Raw genomic sequence first — 16,805 nt, 5'->3', positions numbered from 1 at the left:
AGCGCTCAGTCGGCCGTGAACCGAACGGCCCCAATATGGGGCAGATTGCGGTTGCGTTGCGCGTAGTCGATGCCATAGCCAACGACAAATTCGTCGGGAATGTCGAAGCCGATCCATCTGGCCGCGATATCCGTCTCGCGGCGGCTCGGCTTATTGAGCAGAGCACACACTTCCATGCGGCGCGGGTGGCGCGTCTCGAGAATTTCCAGCACGTGTTTGAGCGTGTGGCCGGTATCGATGATGTCCTCCACGACCAGGACGTCACGACCACCGATCTCGCCGCGCAAATCCTTGAGGATGCGCACTTCGCGACTGGATTCCATGGCGTCGCCATAGGACGAGGCCTCGATGAAATCGACCTCCACCGGTAGTTCCAGTTCCCGCACCAGATCGGCGATGAAGATGAACGAGCCGCGCAGAAGCCCCACCACAACGAGCTTGTCGGTATCGGCGAAATAGGCGGTGATGTCCTTCGCGAGAGCCTCGACACGCGCCGCGATGGCCTTTGCCGAGATCAGTTCGTCGACGACATAAGGGGTTTGGGCCATCAGGCGCTCCACCGAAAGAATCGGACCGGACGACCATAACGCCCAGCGCCACTGCTTAACCAGAGCTCCCTCCCCCCTTCGCACATATGGAAACGCTCAACGGCGATAGCGGCTGGAACCGGCGCGCCGCGCATCCGTTGGCGGAGGCAACAATTCGAGGTTTGTCATGCTTGACGCCATCCACACCTGGGACCGTCCGATCACCCTCAATATCGGGCGCGAACAACTGGTCGTTCGCACTCCTATCCAGGCGCGACACGTCCTGCTCATGGATTGGCCGGCCGAGCGAACTGACAAGCACAAGATCGCCAGCGAGCTTTGCCTGGCCGCCACCGAAGGCGCCAGCCCCGAAACGGCCTGGGTGGCCTTCATGGACGCCGCACTCGAAGCCGGTATCTTCGTGGAGTAACAGCGTCCGCTCGCACCCCCGGCCAAGCCGGGAGGTCCACGGCGTGGCCGGCGACGTCAGCCGACGAGCGCGGCTCGCGGGCCCGATCTACCGGGGCAGGTCCGTCTTGCCCATGAGGTCGAAGTCGATCGAGCGGGCCGCCTGCCGGCCCTCTCGAATGGCCCACACGACCAGCGACTGGCCTCTACGCATATCACCCGCGGCGTAGACTCCAGGCTCGGATGTCTTGTAGCTCATGGTGTCGGCAAAGAGGTTGCCGCGCTTGTCGAGATTTGCTCCCAGTTCGTTCAGCATGCCCTCCCGCACCGGGCCGGCAAAGCCGATCGCCAGCAACACCAGATCCGCCTTGATGACGAATTCGGTGCCCGCAATGGGCTGCCGCTTGCGATCCACGCGCGCGCATTCGACCCCTGTCACATGACCATTGGCATTGCCAATGATCTTCATCGTGCCAGCGGAAAACTCGCGAATGGCGCCTTCCGCCTGTGACGAAGACGTGCGCATCTTCACCGCCCAGTTCGGCCAGTTGGTCAGTTTGTTCTCGAGTTCGGGCGGCATCGGCCGGACATCGAGTTGCGTCACCGCTATCGCGCCCTGGCGAAACGAGGTGCCGACGCAGTCACTAGCGGTATCGCCACCGCCGACCACGACCACGTGCTTGCCTGCCGCAGTCAGTTGCCGCTCGCCAGAGACGTCTTCTCCACCCAGGCGACGGTTCTGTTGGACCAGGAAAGGCATTGCGAAATGCACGCCATTGAGATCGACACCCTCCGCATCCACCGGACGCGGCCGTTCCGCCCCGCCGCACAACAGCATGGCATCATGCTGCCGCTGGAGCTCGGAAAGCGGCGTCGTGACTCCAACATTGATGCCATAGTGGAACACCACGCCTTCGGCTTCCATCTGGCTCACGCGGAAGTCGATGTGGTCCTTTTCCATCTTGAAGTCGGGGATGCCGTAGCGCATGAGGCCACCGGCCTTGGGCTCGCGCTCATAGACATGGACGTCGTGGCCAGCGCGCGCCAACTGCTGCGCAGCGGCCATGCCCGCAGGTCCGGAGCCGACGATGCCGACGCTTTTGCCGGTCTTGGCCTCGGGGACCTGCGGCTTGATCCAGCCTGAACGGATGGCCTTGTCCGCGATCGCCTGCTCCACCGTCTTGATGGCGACAGGGACGTCTTCAAGGTTCAGAGTGCATGCTTCCTCGCAGGGCGCAGGGCAAATCCGGCCGGTAAACTCGGGGAAGTTGTTGGTGGAGTGGAGGTTGCGGGCCGCCTCCTCCCAGTCGCCGTTATAGACCAGGTCATTCCAGTCCGGAATCTGGTTGTGAACCGGGCAGCCGGTGTCGCCATGACAGTACGGAACGCCGCAATCCATGCAGCGTGCTGCCTGATCCACCACTCGCCCTTCAGAAAGGGGAATGGCGAACTCGCCGAAGTGCCTGATCCGGTCCGACGCCGGCTCGTAACGCGGCTCTTCGCGGTCGATTTCGAGAAAGCCTGTGACCTTACCCATGGCTCTTTCCCTACCTCATTAACAGCGCCAGCGCGCTCAACTTAAGCTCGGGGTCACCCCCCCGCGATAGCGGGGACCTCTGTTCGACGCTCGGCATCTGCAACAGGGGTTCCCGCTTTCGGGGGAACGACCCGGTGGTTGGTTCGATCGCGAGGCTATTCGGCCGCCACGTAGCCGCCGGAAGCGCGCTTCTTTTCCATTTCGCGGATGGCCCGGCGATATTCCACCGGCATCACCTTGACGAACTTCGGCCTGAGCTCCGCCCAGTTGTCGAGCACATGCTTGGCCCGGCTCGAGCCTGTATAGTGCAGGTGGTTCGAGATCAGCTGGTGCAGGCGCTCGTCGTCATGCTTGGTCATGTCGCCCGAGATATCGACTCGGCCATGCCATTCAAGGTCTCCACCGTGATGATGGAGCTTGCGCATCAGGTCCTCTTCTTCCTGCACCGGCTCAAGATCGACCATGGCCAAGTTGCACCGGTCGCGGAATGTGCCGTCCTCATCGAGGACATAGGCGACGCCGCCGCTCATGCCGGCCGCAAAGTTGCGTCCCGTCGGTCCGATGACGACCACGACGCCGCCGGTCATGTACTCACAGCCGTGATCGCCCGTCCCCTCGACCACCGCAATGGCACCCGAATTGCGAACGGCGAAGCGCTCGCCCGCGACGCCACGAAAGTAGCACTCGCCCGAAATCGCACCATAGAGCACTGTGTTGCCCACGATGATCGACTTCTCGGGCACGATGCCGACCTTCTCTGAGGGCCGTACCACGATGCGTCCACCGGAAAGACCCTTGCCGACATAGTCGTTGGCGTCGCCGATCATGTCGATCGAGATGCCCTTGGCGAGGAACGCCCCGAACGCCTGTCCTGCCGTGCCGCGCAGCGTGATCGATATAGTGTCCTCGTTGAGCCCTTCGTGACCGTATTTCTTGGCCACGATACCCGACAGCATGGCGCCGGCGGAACGATCGCGGCTGCGGATGGGCAGTTCGATCTGTACCGGCGTGCCGTGTTCCAGCGCTGGCTGCGCCATCTCGATCAGCTTGCGGTCGAGCACGGTCTCCAGGTGGTGATCCTGGCTCTCCGAATGGTAGAGGGTGTCCCCCTCAATGGCGTCGGGCTTGTGGAAGATGCGCGAGAGGTCGATACCTTCGCTCTTCCAGTGGTCCTCGGCCCGCTTCTGGTCGAGCAGGTCCGACCTGCCGATCAGTTCGGTCAATGTACGCGCGCCTATCGCGGCCATCAGCCCGCGTAGTTCCTCCGCAACAAAGAAGAAGTAGTTGATGACGTGCTCGGGGGTGCCCTTGAAGCGCTTCCGCAGCACAGGATCCTGCGTGGCCACACCCACCGGGCAGGTGTTGAGATGGCACTTGCGCATCATGATACAACCGGCAGCGATCAGTGGGGCGGTGGAGAAGCCGAACTCATCGGCACCCAGAAGCGCGCCAATGAGCACGTCCCGCCCGGTCCGCAGACCGCCATCAACCTGCAGCTTGACGCGCGCCCGCAGGCGGTTGAGCACCAGCGTTTGGTGTGTTTCGGCAAGGCCGATTTCCCACGGACCACCAGCATGCTTGAGCGAGGTCAGCGGCGAAGCGCCGGTACCACCATCGTAGCCGGAGATCGTGATGTGGTCGGCGCGTGCCTTGGCGACACCAGCCGCAACCGTGCCCACGCCCACTTCCGACACGAGCTTGACCGAGATGTCGGCCTCCTCGTTGACGTTCTTGAGATCGTAGATCAGCTGCGCCAAATCTTCGATCGAGTAGATGTCATGGTGCGGCGGCGGGGAAATCAGGCCGACCCCTGGCGTTGAATGCCGCGTCTTGGCGACGATCCAGTCCACCTTGTGCCCGGGCAACTGCCCGCCCTCGCCGGGCTTGGCGCCTTGGGCGACCTTGATCTGTATCTGGTCGGAGTTGACCAGATATTCGGTGGTCACACCAAACCGGCCCGAGGCGACCTGCTTGATGGCGCTGCGCAGCGGATTGCGCGAGCCATCTGGCAGTGGCTTGTACCGATCCGGCTCTTCGCCGCCCTCGCCGGTGTTCGACTTGCCGCCAATCCGGTTCATGGCCATGGCCAGCGTCGTGTGCGCCTCGCGCGAGATCGACCCGAAACTCATCGCGCCCGTGGCAAAGCGCTTGACGATCTCGGCAGCGGGCTCGACCTCTTCGAGCGGCACCGCTTGGCCGAGCGGCTTGATGTCGAAGAGGTGCCGGATGGCCATGTAGCCGTTTTCGCACGAGTTCAACCGCGCCGCGAAGCTGTCATAGCGCTCCTGTGCCGTTTCGGGGCTTTCGTCATGGAGGCGGACGGCGTGCTGCAGGTCGGCCACGACGTCCGGAGACCAGGCGTGCTTTTCGCCACGGATGCGGTAGGCGTACTCACCCCCAACATCGAGCGCCTTCTTGAGCACCAGATCGTCGCCGAACGCATCGGCGTGGCGGCGGACGGTTTCCTCGGCGACTTCCCTCAGGCCGACGCCTTCGATGGAGGTGGCGGTGCCGAAGAAGTACTTCTTCACAAAATCGGAGTTGAGGCCGATGGCGTCGAAGATCTGCGCGCCGCAATAGGACTGGTAGGTGGAGATGCCCATCTTGGACATGACCTTGAGCAGGCCCTTACCCACGCTCTTGATGTAGCGGTAGACGACTTCGTCCGCCGAGACTTCTTCCGGATAATTTCCTTCGGCGTGCAACGCCTGCAGCGCCTCGAAGGCGAGGTAGGGGTTGATGGCTTCGGCGCCGTAGCCGGCCAGCATGGCGAAGTGGTGGATCTCGCGGGCTTCGCCGGTTTCGACCACGAGACCGGTTGAGGTGCGGAGGCCCTTGCGGATGAGGTGGTGATGAACGGCCGCCAGGGCCAGCAGCGTCGGGATATCAAGCCGCTCGACCGAGACGAGGCGGTCGGACAGGATGATGATGTTGTATTCGCCGCGAACGGCCTCTTCGGCCTCCTGGCAAATGGCCTCGATGGCCGCCTCCATCCCTTCCGGGCCGTTGACGGCCGGATAGGTGATGTCGATGGTCTTGGTCTTGAACTGGTTGTCCTGGATGTCGCCAATGGCGCGGATTTTTTCCAGGTCTTCGTTGGTGAGGATGGGCTGGCGCACTTCAAGGCGCTTCTCGCGGGCAGAGCCGGCCAGATCGAGAATGTTCGGGCGTGGGCCGATGAAGCTCACCAGCGACATGACCGATTCCTCGCGGATCGGATCGATCGGCGGGTTGGTGACCTGGGCGAAGTTCTGCTTGAAATAGGTGTAGAGCAGCTTGGGCTTGTTGGAGAGCGCCGAAATCGGCGTGTCCGTGCCCATTGAGCCAACGGCCTCCTGGCCGGTGGTGGCCATCGGCGCCATCAACAGCTTGATATCTTCCTGGGTGTAACCAAAGACCTGGAGGCGATCGAGCAGCGCGCCGGTCGGCTCGGGCGCCTTGGGCGGCACGGGCGGCAGGTCCTCGAGCACGATTTGGGTGCGCGCCAGCCATTCCCGATAGGGGTTCATGGTAGCGAGCTGCTTCTTGATCTCCTCGTCGGAGATGATGCGGCCCTCTTCGAGATCGATCAGCAGCATCCGGCCCGGCTGCAGGCGCCAGCGCTCGACGATGTCCTCGTCGGGGATGTCTAGCACCCCGGATTCAGACGCCAGGACGACGTGCCCTTCCCGCGTCACGAGGTAACGCGCCGGCCGCAGGCCGTTGCGGTCGAGCGTGGCCACGACATAGCGGCCATCGGAAAGCGACATCGCCGCCGGCCCGTCCCAAGGCTCCATCAGCGCCGCGTGATATTCATAGAAAGCGCGCCGCTCCTCGTCCATGAGAGGGTTTCCGGCCCAGGCCTCCGGGATCAGCATCATGGCCGCGTGCGGCAACGGGTAACCGCCCCGCACGAGAAATTCGAGCGCGTTGTCGAAGCACGCGGTATCCGACTGCCCCTCATAGGAGATCGGCCAGATCTTGGTGATGTCGTCGCCGAACTTGGGCGAAGACACCGAGGCCTGCCGCGCCGCCATCCAGTTGACGTTGCCGCGGATGGTGTTGATCTCACCATTATGGGTGGTCATCCGATAGGGATGCGCCAGTTTCCAAGAGGGGAAGGTGTTGGTCGAAAACCGCTGATGAACGAGCGCTATGGCACTCTCGAAGTCTTCCTCGTTGAGGTCTGGATAGAAGGCGCCCAGCTGATAAGCCAGGAACATGCCCTTGTAGACGATGGTGCGCGCGGACATGGACACGACATAAAAGCCATTGTCGCTGTCGCTCTCCGGAACCTCGCGATAGACCGTGTTCGAAATGACCTTTCGAACGATCAGCAGCTTGCGCTCGAATTCATCAATGCTGAACCCCTGCGGGCGCTCGATGACAATCTGCTCGATGATCGGCTGCGTCGCGATGACGCCTTCGGACAGCTTGGAATTGTCCGTGGGCACGACACGCTCGCCCAGCACCGTCAGCCCTTCGGCCTCCATGCACCGCCGCACCGCCGCCGCACAACGATCTCGTTGGCCAGCGACGTTCGGATAGAAGATCATGGCGACGGCATAGCCGTGCTTTTCCGGCAACGCGAAGTTCAGGACGCGCCCGAAAAAGGCGTGCGGGGTCTGGACGAGAATGCCGGCACCATCTCCCATCAAGGGATCGGCACCGACAGCACCGCGATGTTCGAGGTTCTCGAGAATCTCGAGACCCTTCTCGACCACCTCGTGGCTGGGCTTGTTCTTGATGTTGGCGATCATGCCGATGCCGCAGGCATCGTGCTCGTTGGCCGGGTTGTAAAGGCCCTGAGCCTCGGGACGGCCGTCGACGCGCTTGCCGTTCAGAATCAAGGTTTTGCCTTTGGCAGTGCTCGTCTGGGCGGAGTTTCCGTGCCGTACGTGTGCCATGGCGTTACCTCGTTCTTTTACCCCGTCTTGGGGCGGCTTGTTTCTCTGGTGCGCATCCCTGATGCCGCCGGGTCCCCCGGCAAGGTGGATGCACGCTTTTCCTCTTGGGCGTCATATTCAGCCGGGTCGTACTACACGAGTACGGCTCGAATGAGCAAATCGTCCATGTTTGGGGAGCGGCGCTGCATCCAAATGGCCGCTCAGAATTCGGGCTAGTTTAGCCCCGCCTGCCCGTTTCCGCCATCGACTGGCGGTCCAGCCGGACCAGCGCGCACGCTGACCGCGGAGAGCGGGGCGCGCGTCATTTAGGACAGAGATGCTGCCCTAACGCAGGCACATTTGCACAGTTCAAAGCGACGGGCAAGAGATTTTGCCACCCTGCCGCCACAAAAAATAGGAGTTGGCCCCAAGGGTGTATAGGAAATCATAGGAAACCGACCCAAAAATATGGGGTGCGCCGGCGGCGCGCCCCATTGGGCTCACATGAAAGAGAATATATCCTATTCGAGATGGGATTTGATGAACCACAAATCCTTGTCGAGTTCGCGCGAAAACGCCGTCAGGATGTCTGCGGTGTCAGCATCGCCCGCCTCGTCCGTGGTGTCGATATCCTCGCGGATCTGGTTCGCCAGCTTGGCAAAACGGTCCGCCAGTGCGGCAAGATGATCTGGGACCTTCTTGATATCGGTCGGATACTCGTCAAGTGCGGTAGCCTTGGCCACCCTCTGGCTGGTGCCAATCGGCGTTCCGTCGAGCTGCGAAATGCGTTCCGCAATGATGTCCACATGGTTGTCGATAGCCGCCCGCATCGGGTCCAGCATCTCGTGCACGGCGATGAAGTTGGGCCCCTTGAGGTTCCAGTGCGCCTGCTTGGTGATGAGGGCAAGATCGATGCTGTCGGCGAGGCGAGCGTTCAGCACGTCAATCACGGCTGACTTCGCATTGGCCTTGAGGGCGATGGAGGGAGTTTTCATCGGAAACGTCCTGACGCTGAAGGAAAGACAGGCGCGTTGCGCCTTGCTCTTTCAACTGGTGGACCGGCGGACTCGTTCCCGGTGAGACGGCAGCGACACGTTTCGCCGCAAATGCATTGGCCATTTCCCGTAAAGAATAAGTAGTTTACCCTAAGGGCGCAGCGAAGTGCCCAATGCCTCACCTCATCATCTTCACACCGTCACCAGTTTCGTACCGCGACGGCACCACCGCGGCCTTTCCCTGTACCATCCAGGACAGGATGCTTCATACGCGACGCATCGGCGACAGTGTACTTCTCGTGCATGCAAAACCAAGGTCCGCCCCGGTCGGCGTCGGCCAGGGGAAACTGGCCGGATTTTCCCCCGGCAGCGGCGGATGGCTCGTTCATATCGCTGATATCCGCTTCTTCGGCGATGATATACCACTCGGGGTCGAACTGCCGCATGGACCGACGATCGGCGAAGTGGCAGACGACGTGTTTGACGAGGTGCTGGCGCAGGCCACTTTGCTGCGCGGAATGGATGACGCCGCGGCCATTTTCAGCCACGAGCCCATCACGGCCGAACACTTCACCGAGCAACTGCGGCGCCAGAACGACGCCCGATGCAGCTTTTCCGATGTGCGCACGGGAAATGGCGTGGCCATCATGGTCCGCCCGCTGGACCAAGGCGGCGCCTGGCATGCGCGCAACTTTCTCTTCCTCGACCCCGAACCGGGCCGGCTATTTGAAAACTTCGCCTGGAGCGTCGGCCCGCGCTTTGAGATCATCATCGATGCACACGCCGTGACCTCCGACATCTCCGACACCGTCAATCGCACCGGCATGCTCGCCCTTGCCGACCGGCCCGAGCGTTGGCCTGACAGGGAAGCCCTGGCATGGCACTTCGAGCAGTTCGTCCAGCGCGTCCGCGGGCGTGACTAGCCAAGGTCGCGCAGAACCGCGTCCACTTCCGCGCGGCTGGGTGGCTTACAACCCTTCTGCCCACAGTTAAGACCAGCCACCACGGCTCCAAACCGGAGGGTCTTCTCCAGATCCGCGCTCTCGAGGGCGCCCAGTCTGCCGGGTTTCAATACTCCGGTCTCACCCAGCCAGGTCAGGATGCCGGCCATCAGGCTGTCCCCTGCCCCGACGGTATCGCCGAAAATGGGGGGAGCATAAATGGCTGCCTGGGCGTCCGCTGTGCGGGAAAACCCACGCGAGCCGAGTTCACCGCGCGTGACGACCACCAGTTCGCAATGTGGTCGCTCAAGCAGTTCCGAGGCGTAGTCTTCCATGCTCATGTCCGGCGCGAGCCAGGCCTGGTCCTCGTCGGAGAGCTTGATGAGGTGCGCCTTGTCCAGAAAAGAGGAGAGGCGAGCCCGATAACCCGCTTCGTCGTCCACCAGCTTGTCGCGCACATTGATGTCCATCGAAATCGTCGCACCCCGGCCGATGGCGGCCTCGACGACGTCCATCCAGATCGCGGCATCATCGGCACGAATGGGGCAGAAGCCGCCGATTTGGTACAGTTCAACGCTATGCGGCAACGCCGCCAAGAGGCCATCGCGGGTAAACGCGCGGTCGGCTCCGCGCTCGAAGACGTACGACGCCTGCATCTTCTCGTTGAAGCTGACGATAGCTTTCGTCGTTGGCGTTGCCACCCGCTCCTTGAGCAACACCTCGACGCCCGCTTGCTGCAGTGGACCCCACAACAGTTCACCGTATTCGTCCGTGCTGATGGGGCAGAGGAAACCCGTGCGGTTTCCCAGCCTGCTCAAGGCAATGGCGCAATTGAACGGAGAACCACCCGGCAGCGCCTCGCGTGGTGCGTCGGGCGCGTTCGATGCCGGCACGAGATCCACAAGGCTTTCCCCACCTACAACGAACATTCGATCCTCCTTCCGCAGCACTGCGCGCTGGAATTATCATCGCCCCGACTGCCCCGCCAGTCCGTCCAAGGCCGGAAAAGAAAAAAGCCCGGACGCGAAGTCCGGGCTTCACGAGTCAGCTTTAGAGCCCCTACTTCAGCGTGAAGTACTTCTCGCGCGCGGTGAGGAAGAGAGAGTCCGTGCCGTCCGTCTTCTGGCGGACGATATTGAACGCTGAGATGAAGCTTTCGGCGGTCTTCTTGGTCAGCGCGTCGCCGCTGTCACGGATTTCCGTAAGCACTTCCTGTGCGGCCTTTGCACCGGCCTCAAGGATTTCCTCCGGGAACTGCCGGATCTGCACACCATGTTCGGAAACAAGCGTCTGCAGCGCCCGCGGATCGTTGGCAGCGAAGTCGGCGGCCACGGCATCATACTCGGCTTGGCAGACATCCTTGATAATGGCCTGCAGATCCGCCGGCAGAGCCTGGTACTTTGCCTTGTCGACGACCAATTCCGTGGCGAGGCCCGGCTCGATGAAGCTCGGGAAGTAATAGTTCTTGGCGATCTGGTAGAAACCGAGCGCCAGATCGTTATACGGCCCGACGAACTCTGCGGCATCCAGCGTACCCGACTGCAGCGCAGCGAAGATGTCGCCGGCGGCAAGATTGGTCACGGAGGCGCCAAGCTTGGCCCAGACCTGCCCGCCGAGGCCCGGTGTGCGGAAGCGAAGGCCGTTGACGTCGGACACGCCGGTCAGCTCGTTCTTGAACCAGCCGCCCGCCTGGGTGCCGGTGTCGCCCGAAAGGAACCCCTGCACGCCGAACTGGTCGTAGATCTCGTCCCAGATTTCCTGGCCACCAAGGTAGCGCACCCAGCCGGTCAGTTCGCGGCTGGTCATGCCATAGGGCACGCCGGTGAAGAAGGAGAGCCCGGCGCTCTTGTTCTGCCAGTAATAGGCCGCGCCATGGCTCATCTCGGCCGAGCCGTCGATCACCGCGTCAAGCGCCTGTAGGCCCGGCACCATTTCGCCGGCGGCGAACACCTGGATGGTCAACCGACCGCCCGAGGCGGCCGTGATGCGGTCAGCCAGGCGCTGCGCGCCGACGCCAAGGCCCGGAAAGTTCTTTGGCCAGGTGGTCACCATGCGCCAGTTGTAGGTGTCCTGAGCAATGGCGGGTGTTGCCAGGCCGGCCGTTGCGGCAGCCGCGCCAACGGCCGTCACGCTGGCCGACTTGAAGAACTCGCGTCTTTTCATATCTGTCCTCCCAGACAGGTTATGGCGGTTACCCCGCCTCGACGTTTCCCCACCCGGCTTGGGCGGGTTTGGACGCGCAATGCACGCGCCGCAATATCAAACCGGCAGAAGCCGGTCTGTCTAGCGCTACAATGGTCCAAGCGACCTTTTTCTCGCCCTTCGGCCTGGATGGACAAGAAATGTGCCGCTCGGTCAGTTGTAGATCAGGTCAGGCAGCCAGGTGACGAGCTGCGGGAACGCAAACAGGATCGCCAGGCCCAGCGCCTGCAGGATCACGAAGGGGATGACGCCCTTGTAGATCGTGCCGGTGCTGATCGAGGCCGGGGCCACCCCGCGCAAGTAAAACAGCGAAAACCCGAAGGGCGGCGTCAGGAAGCTCGTCTGCAGGTTGACGCCTACCGCCACGCCCAGCCACACCGGGTCCACCCCGAGGCGCAGCAGGATAGGCGCGGTGATCGGGATGACGATGAAGATGATCTCGAACGTGTCGAGGATGAACCCGAGCAGGAACATGATGAACATGACGATGATGGTCGCGCCGATGGCGCCGCCAGGCATGTTCGAGAGGAACTCGTGCACCAGGTTGTCGCCACCCATTACGCGGAAGACCACCGAGAACACAGCGGCGCCGAACAGTATGATGAACACCATCGAGGTGATGGTAGCCGTTGCCACCACTGCTTCGCGCAGCACTCGGAAGGACATCTGCCGGGCGAACAGCGCCAGCACCATCGCGCCCACCGAACCGACCGACGCCGCTTCCGTAGGCGTCGCGACGCCGCCGAGGATCGATCCAAGCACCGCCAGGATCAGCAGGAGCGGCGGCACGAGTGCGACAACAATCTCGCGCGGCAGGTGCTTCTTCTCGTCTTCGGGGACAGGCGTGGCAGGCGCCGAGGACGGATCAGTCACGGCTCGGAAGATCACCCAGACCGAATAGAGCAGCACCAGCACCAGTCCGGGCACGAAGGCTCCGGCGAAGAGTGCGCCGACAGAAACCGGTTCGGGCGCAAAATTCCCCTTCTCCATCTGCACCTGGGCATTGATACCCGAGAGCATGTCGCCCATGAAGATGAGCACCGTCGAAGGCGGAATGATCTGCCCCAGCGTGCCCGAGGCACAGATGACGCCGGTCGCCAGCTTCGGATCATACTTCGCGCGCAACATGGCCGGCAGCGAAATCAAGCCCATGGTCACCACGGTGGCGCCCACTACACCGGTCGATGCGGCCAAAAGCGCGCCCACCAGAACAACCGATAGTCCGAGGCCGCCGCGCAGGTTGCCGAACAGCTTGCCCATCGTCAGCAACAGTCGCTCGGCAATGCCCGTGCGTTCGAGAATGATGCCCATGAAGATGAAGAGGGGCACGGCGACCAGCACCTCATTGGTCATGGTGCCGATGTATCGCGAGGCCAGGAACCCGAGATTGGACGGGTCGAAGACCCCAAGCCAGAAGCCGACAAGGCCGAAGATCAGAGCCGTGCCAGCCAGGCTGAAGGCTACGGGGAAGCCGATGAGAAGAACACCGATGATGCCGAAGAACATCAATCCGGCGAGAATTTCTCCAAGCAGTTTTGGATCCATCAGCCGTGCCCCCTCTCGGCTTCGTAACGCAAGGCTGGCGGTAGTAGATCTTCCTGGTCACGCAGCACCAGGATCGAACGAGCTGCCATGGCCAATCCCTGCAGTCCCACCACGATCGCGAAGACCAGAATGAAGCTCTTGAGAATGAACAGCCCAGGCATGCCCCCAATATTGGCTGACCCCTCATAGAGGCGCCACGAGCGCTGCACGTAGGGTAGTCCATAGACGATCACTACGCCGCAGAAGGGCAGCAAGAACAGTACTGTGCCTACGAGATCCGCGGTTGCCTTCCATCGTGTCGATGCAGGACGGTAGAAGATATCGACCCGCACGTGGTCCTGCCGCAGCAGCGCGAAGCCCGCCACCCCGGTGAACATCGCTCCGGAAAGCCACACGTAGAGGTCCTGCATCCACAGCACGCTGACGTGAAAGACGTAGCGCTGCACGACGACAGTGAAACACACTACCACGCAGGCCAGCGACAGCCACGACAGGGTCAGTCCGATGATCCGGTTGATGCCGCTGATCAGGCGGATAAACCTCGCCAAAACTTGCATTGATTGTTCCCTCCCCCGCTTTTCCTATACTGCTGTTTGCGTGATCGATAGGACAATTTTGTCCACTCGATCAACCGCGATCTCTCGCCGCATCCTCATCGGGCAAATAAGCAGCCAGTCTGGCCATTGGCAGAAAAAAATGCGCAAACGGGGATTAAAGCCGGGCTACCGGTGTTGATGTTGTTGTGAGGCCGCATCGACGGCCCGCCCAACAGGAGGAATTCCCATGCAGTTCCGTACGCTACTCGCCGGTGCCACCGCTTTGGCCCTGCTCGCCCTACCCGCTTTTGCCACCGATTATCTCGGGGGGGCGGTCAAATCCACCGACATCGGTGGGAAAATGGTGCTCACCGACAAAAATGGCATGACGCTCTACATCTTCGACAAGGACACCGCCGGTGTCTCCAACTGTTACGACACCTGTGCTGAAAAGTGGCCGCCGCTGTTTGCCGATGCCTCATCCAAGGCGGAAGGCGATTTCTCGATCGTTGATCGCACGGACGGCACCAAGATGTGGGCCTACAAGGAAATGCCGCTTTACTACTGGTACGAAGACAGCGCACCGGGCGACGTCAAGGGTGATGGCGTCGGGGGCGTCTGGCATCTTGCCATCGAATAACGTGGTCTGAGGTTCGGCGTGGTCGACATCCTGGACGAAATCGAGGCCTGTGTGCCAGCGCTCCGGCGCTACGCACGCGCCTTGACGCATGATGCCGACCGCGCCGACGACCTTGTGCAGGACTGCCTTGAACGGGCCATTGCCCGACGAAGCATGTTCCGCCCGCGCGGACCGGTGCGGCCTTGGCTGTTCACCATCCTTACGAACCTATACCGCAATGCCCGTCGTGCCGATCGGCGGCGAGAAGAGCACGTTGATCTCGACGCTGTGCCCGAGCCGTCCACCCCTGCTCCGCAACCGGGACACCTGGCGCTGGCCGAACTCGGCCGAGCGATACAAACCCTGCCGCTCGACCAGAAGGAGGCGCTGCTGCTCGTGACTCTGGAAGGCCTGCCATATAGCGAAGCCGCCGCCATCCTAGACATTCCGCAAGGCACGCTGATGAGCCGGCTGGGCCGCGCGCGCGCCACGCTGCGTACCTTGACCGGCGTTGCCGCCGAGCCGCATCTGAGAACCGTCAAATGAGCGAAATCACCCGCGACATGCTGATGGCTTATGCCGATGGACAGTTGAACACCTCGGGACGCGCAGCCGTAGAAGCGCATGTCGCCGCTCACCCCGAGGCGGACAGCGAGTTGAGCCTGATGACGCGCCAGACGAACGCCATCCGGGCTCTGTACGGCCCTGCTACGGCACAGCCGATCCCTTCCCGGCTTGATCCACACCGCCTAGCCCTCATCGCAAACCGGCGGCGGTGGCAGTCCTTTGCGCGTGCGGCCGGGATAGTCCTTGTCCTGGGCATAGGCATCGCTGTGGGGTGGATACTGCGCCCCCTGAACGACACCGGACAAGCCTATGACCGGCTGATCGCCGACGCAGTCAGCGCCCATACGGTCTACGTTGCGGAGAATCGCCACGCCGTTGAGGTGGCGAGCGCCGATAGCGAACACCTCTCGACCTGGCTTTCCAATCGCCTTGCGACGCATCTGGCGATGCCGGATCTGTCGGCGCAGGGACTGACGTTCCTGGGTGGGAGGCTGCTGCCGGCCCCGGAAACCGCCGGTGGTCGCGCAGCCCAGCTGATGTACGAAGACAATACCGGAGCTCGGCTCACCCTCTACATCACCCCCGCCACAGGCGTCGCAGGACCACCCTATGAAGCGCTCTCGTCCGGAGACGAGAATGCACTCTACTGGGCCAACGGCACCTTCACCTGCACCATTGTCGGTCCCCAGTCCCCAACGACTCTCAAGACGGTTGCGCAAGCGGTCTTTGCCCAGTTGAGCCCCGAGCACCCACCCCAGGACTATCAGGAGCTTTGACGGCTCATGCGCTAGCGGGCAAAGCCTAGCCTTGCCGGACTGGCGCATTCCGCGGTGGTAGATCAATCGAATAGATGTTGTGCAGCCCCACATTGGCGATATCCCGCTCGCCGCAGAGCGCCATGGTGATGTCGAGTTCGCGTTGGATGATTTCTAGCGCCCGCGTTACGCCGGCCTCACCCCCCGCCCCTAGTCCCCAGAGGAAAGCCCGGCCAATGAACGTGCCCTTGGCGCCGAGTGCCATGGCCTTGAGCACGTCCTGCCCCGACCGGATTCCACCATCGAGATAGACATCGGTGCGCGAACCCACCCTGTCCACGATTTCGGGGAGGACGCGCACGGAAGACGGCGCCCCGTCGAGCTGCCGTCCGCCATGATTGGACACGATGATGCCGTCCGCCCCATGCGACACCGCCGCCTCGGCATCCTCCGGATCGAGGATCCCCTTGACGATCACGGGCCCACCAAACCGTTCCTTCACCCAGGCGATCTCGGTCCAGCTCAGCGCGGGGTCGAACTGGCTGGAGGTCCAGGCCGAGAGCTTTGAAAGATCACCCGCCGCGTCTACATGCCCCACGATGTTTCGGAAGGTGTGTCGCTTGGTGCCCAACATCTGAAAGGCCCAGCGCGGCTTGCGCGCCATTTCGAACACGAACTTCGGCGTGAACTTAGGCGGCGCAGACATGCCGTTGCGCAGGTCCTTGTGCCGTTGCCCGAGGATTTGCAGGTCCATCGTCAGCACCAGCGCCGAGCACCTTGCAGCCTTGGCGCGGTCGATCAGCCGCTCGATGAAGCCCCGGTCGCGCATCATGTAGAGCTGGAACCAGAAGGGCTTGCTGGTGTTCTCGGCCACGTCCTCGATCGAGCAGATGCTCATGGTCGAGAGCGTGAACGGCACCCCGAATTTTTCCGCGGCGCGCGCCGCCTTGATTTCCCCATCCGCACTCTGCATGCCGGTGAAGCCGGTCGGCGCCAGCGCCACGGGCATGGCCGCCGCTTCCCCGGTCATGGTGGTAGCGAGTGAACGGCCATCCATGTTCACCGCCACGCGCTGGCGCAGCAAGATTTTCTTGAAGTCCTCGGAGTTGGCCCGATAGGTGCTCTCGGTCCAGGCGCCGCTGTCGGCATAGTCGAAAAACTGCTTGGGCACCTTGCGCCGCGCCTCGGCCATCAACTCGTCGATGGTCAGGAATTTCTCGAGGTTCGCCATGGTCCGATGTCTCCAGCACTGCCGGCTGCCTAGCAACTAACATGTTAGCCGTCAACGAACCGGCTTGTCCCCGCCGT

The 16,805-nt window shown here is 62.3% G+C and carries 14 protein-coding genes; 5 read left to right on the top strand and 9 right to left on the bottom strand.

The features are described from left to right. Nucleotides 1–5: 5 nt before the first annotated feature. Entirely contained in the window at nucleotides 6–548 is a 543-nt protein-coding gene (gene hpt / locus IC608_RS17205; RefSeq protein ID WP_191778082.1) for a hypoxanthine phosphoribosyltransferase, read from the bottom strand. Nucleotides 549–714: 166 nt separating this feature from the next. Here hpt and IC608_RS17200 point away from each other — a divergent pair, with 166 nt between their 5' ends. Continuing rightward, complete coding sequence (locus IC608_RS17200) at nucleotides 715–957, top strand: DUF982 domain-containing protein (RefSeq protein ID WP_191778081.1); 243 nt, start codon at nucleotides 715–717, stop codon at nucleotides 955–957. Between the two features lie 87 nt (nucleotides 958–1,044). Here IC608_RS17200 and IC608_RS17195 read toward each other — a convergent pair whose 3' ends face one another. The 3 genes from IC608_RS17195 to dps form a co-directional block, all read right to left on the bottom strand. Continuing rightward, nucleotides 1,045–2,472, bottom strand: a complete 1,428-nt coding sequence (locus IC608_RS17195) for a glutamate synthase subunit beta (RefSeq protein ID WP_191778079.1) — start codon at nucleotides 2,470–2,472, stop codon at nucleotides 1,045–1,047. A 155-nt stretch (nucleotides 2,473–2,627) separates the two neighbouring features. After that, nucleotides 2,628–7,358 (bottom strand): glutamate synthase large subunit, encoded by a 4,731-nt coding sequence (gltB, locus tag IC608_RS17190; protein ID WP_191778077.1) that lies wholly within the window; start codon nucleotides 7,356–7,358, stop codon nucleotides 2,628–2,630. A gap of 500 nt (nucleotides 7,359–7,858) precedes the next feature. Then, the gene (gene dps, locus IC608_RS17185; protein ID WP_191778075.1) at nucleotides 7,859–8,332 is read right to left on the bottom strand and encodes a DNA starvation/stationary phase protection protein Dps; all 474 of its coding nucleotides are present in this window, start codon (nucleotides 8,330–8,332) and stop codon (nucleotides 7,859–7,861) included. 173 nt (nucleotides 8,333–8,505) lie between these two features. Between dps and IC608_RS17180 the strand changes: the two genes are divergently transcribed. Beyond that, nucleotides 8,506–9,255 (top strand): hypothetical protein, encoded by a 750-nt coding sequence (locus IC608_RS17180; RefSeq protein WP_191778073.1) that lies wholly within the window; start codon nucleotides 8,506–8,508, stop codon nucleotides 9,253–9,255. On the opposite strand, the gene IC608_RS17175 is transcribed toward IC608_RS17180, so the two are convergent. The 4 genes from IC608_RS17175 to IC608_RS17160 form a co-directional block, all read right to left on the bottom strand. Beyond that, on the bottom strand, nucleotides 9,252–10,202 hold the full coding sequence (locus IC608_RS17175; protein WP_191778070.1) for a PfkB family carbohydrate kinase: 951 nt from the start codon (nucleotides 10,200–10,202) through the stop codon (nucleotides 9,252–9,254). The genes IC608_RS17180 and IC608_RS17175 overlap by 4 nt on opposite strands. Nucleotides 10,203–10,332: 130 nt before the next feature. Next, complete coding sequence (locus IC608_RS17170; protein WP_191778068.1) at nucleotides 10,333–11,436, bottom strand: TRAP transporter substrate-binding protein; 1,104 nt, start codon at nucleotides 11,434–11,436, stop codon at nucleotides 10,333–10,335. Between the two features lie 192 nt (nucleotides 11,437–11,628). Next, entirely contained in the window at nucleotides 11,629–13,020 is a 1,392-nt protein-coding gene (locus IC608_RS17165) for a TRAP transporter large permease (protein ID WP_191778066.1), read from the bottom strand. After that, nucleotides 13,020–13,577, bottom strand: a complete 558-nt coding sequence (locus tag IC608_RS17160; RefSeq protein ID WP_191778065.1) for a TRAP transporter small permease subunit — start codon at nucleotides 13,575–13,577, stop codon at nucleotides 13,020–13,022. Before IC608_RS17160 ends, IC608_RS17165 begins: the two co-directional genes overlap by 1 nt. 226 nt (nucleotides 13,578–13,803) lie before the next feature. Here IC608_RS17160 and IC608_RS17155 point away from each other — a divergent pair, with 226 nt between their 5' ends. Genes IC608_RS17155 through IC608_RS17145 form a run of 3 tightly spaced genes read left to right on the top strand, consistent with a single transcriptional unit; the run spans nucleotide 13,804 to nucleotide 15,518 of the window. After that, nucleotides 13,804–14,196, top strand: a complete 393-nt coding sequence (locus IC608_RS17155; RefSeq protein WP_191778063.1) for a COG4315 family predicted lipoprotein — start codon at nucleotides 13,804–13,806, stop codon at nucleotides 14,194–14,196. A gap of 18 nt (nucleotides 14,197–14,214) precedes the next feature. Next, the gene (locus tag IC608_RS17150) at nucleotides 14,215–14,721 is read left to right on the top strand and encodes a sigma-70 family RNA polymerase sigma factor (RefSeq protein ID WP_191778061.1); all 507 of its coding nucleotides are present in this window, start codon (nucleotides 14,215–14,217) and stop codon (nucleotides 14,719–14,721) included. Next, nucleotides 14,718–15,518, top strand: coding sequence for an anti-sigma factor family protein (locus IC608_RS17145; RefSeq protein WP_191778059.1), 801 nt, complete (start codon nucleotides 14,718–14,720; stop codon nucleotides 15,516–15,518). Before IC608_RS17150 ends, IC608_RS17145 begins: the two co-directional genes overlap by 4 nt. A gap of 25 nt (nucleotides 15,519–15,543) precedes the next feature. On the opposite strand, the gene IC608_RS17140 is transcribed toward IC608_RS17145, so the two are convergent. Next, nucleotides 15,544–16,728 carry an alpha-hydroxy acid oxidase gene (locus tag IC608_RS17140; RefSeq protein ID WP_191778057.1) on the bottom strand — a complete coding sequence of 395 codons (1,185 nt, stop codon included), beginning with the start codon at nucleotides 16,726–16,728 and terminating at the stop codon, nucleotides 15,544–15,546. Nucleotides 16,729–16,805: the final 77 nt, after the last annotated feature.

Origin of the sequence: Devosia oryzisoli, from assembly GCF_014837245.1 — a bacterium.
GTDB lineage: Bacteria > Pseudomonadota > Alphaproteobacteria > Rhizobiales > Devosiaceae > Devosia > Devosia oryzisoli.
Note: the sequence above shows the minus strand (reverse complement) of the source record. Positions and strands in the feature narration are given on the sequence as shown.

Bases quoted from the DNA above. Each gene is read 5' to 3' on its own strand.
- gltB (WP_191778077.1), bottom strand. From the start codon at position 7,358: ATGGCACACGTACGGCACGGAAACTCCGCCCAGACGAGCACTGCCAAA.
- IC608_RS17145 (WP_191778059.1), top strand. From the start codon at position 14,718: ATGAGCGAAATCACCCGCGACATGCTGATGGCTTATGCCGATGGACAG.
- IC608_RS17160 (WP_191778065.1), bottom strand. From the start codon at position 13,577: ATGCAAGTTTTGGCGAGGTTTATCCGCCTGATCAGCGGCATCAACCGG.
- IC608_RS17180 (WP_191778073.1), top strand. From the start codon at position 8,506: ATGCCTCACCTCATCATCTTCACACCGTCACCAGTTTCGTACCGCGAC.
- dps (WP_191778075.1), bottom strand. From the start codon at position 8,332: ATGAAAACTCCCTCCATCGCCCTCAAGGCCAATGCGAAGTCAGCCGTG.
- IC608_RS17155 (WP_191778063.1), top strand. From the start codon at position 13,804: ATGCAGTTCCGTACGCTACTCGCCGGTGCCACCGCTTTGGCCCTGCTC.
- IC608_RS17165 (WP_191778066.1), bottom strand. From the start codon at position 13,020: ATGGATCCAAAACTGCTTGGAGAAATTCTCGCCGGATTGATGTTCTTC.
- IC608_RS17195 (WP_191778079.1), bottom strand. From the start codon at position 2,472: ATGGGTAAGGTCACAGGCTTTCTCGAAATCGACCGCGAAGAGCCGCGT.
- IC608_RS17170 (WP_191778068.1), bottom strand. From the start codon at position 11,436: ATGAAAAGACGCGAGTTCTTCAAGTCGGCCAGCGTGACGGCCGTTGGC.
- hpt (WP_191778082.1), bottom strand. From the start codon at position 548: ATGGCCCAAACCCCTTATGTCGTCGACGAACTGATCTCGGCAAAGGCC.
- IC608_RS17140 (WP_191778057.1), bottom strand. From the start codon at position 16,728: ATGGCGAACCTCGAGAAATTCCTGACCATCGACGAGTTGATGGCCGAG.
- IC608_RS17200 (WP_191778081.1), top strand. From the start codon at position 715: ATGCTTGACGCCATCCACACCTGGGACCGTCCGATCACCCTCAATATC.
- IC608_RS17175 (WP_191778070.1), bottom strand. From the start codon at position 10,202: ATGTTCGTTGTAGGTGGGGAAAGCCTTGTGGATCTCGTGCCGGCATCG.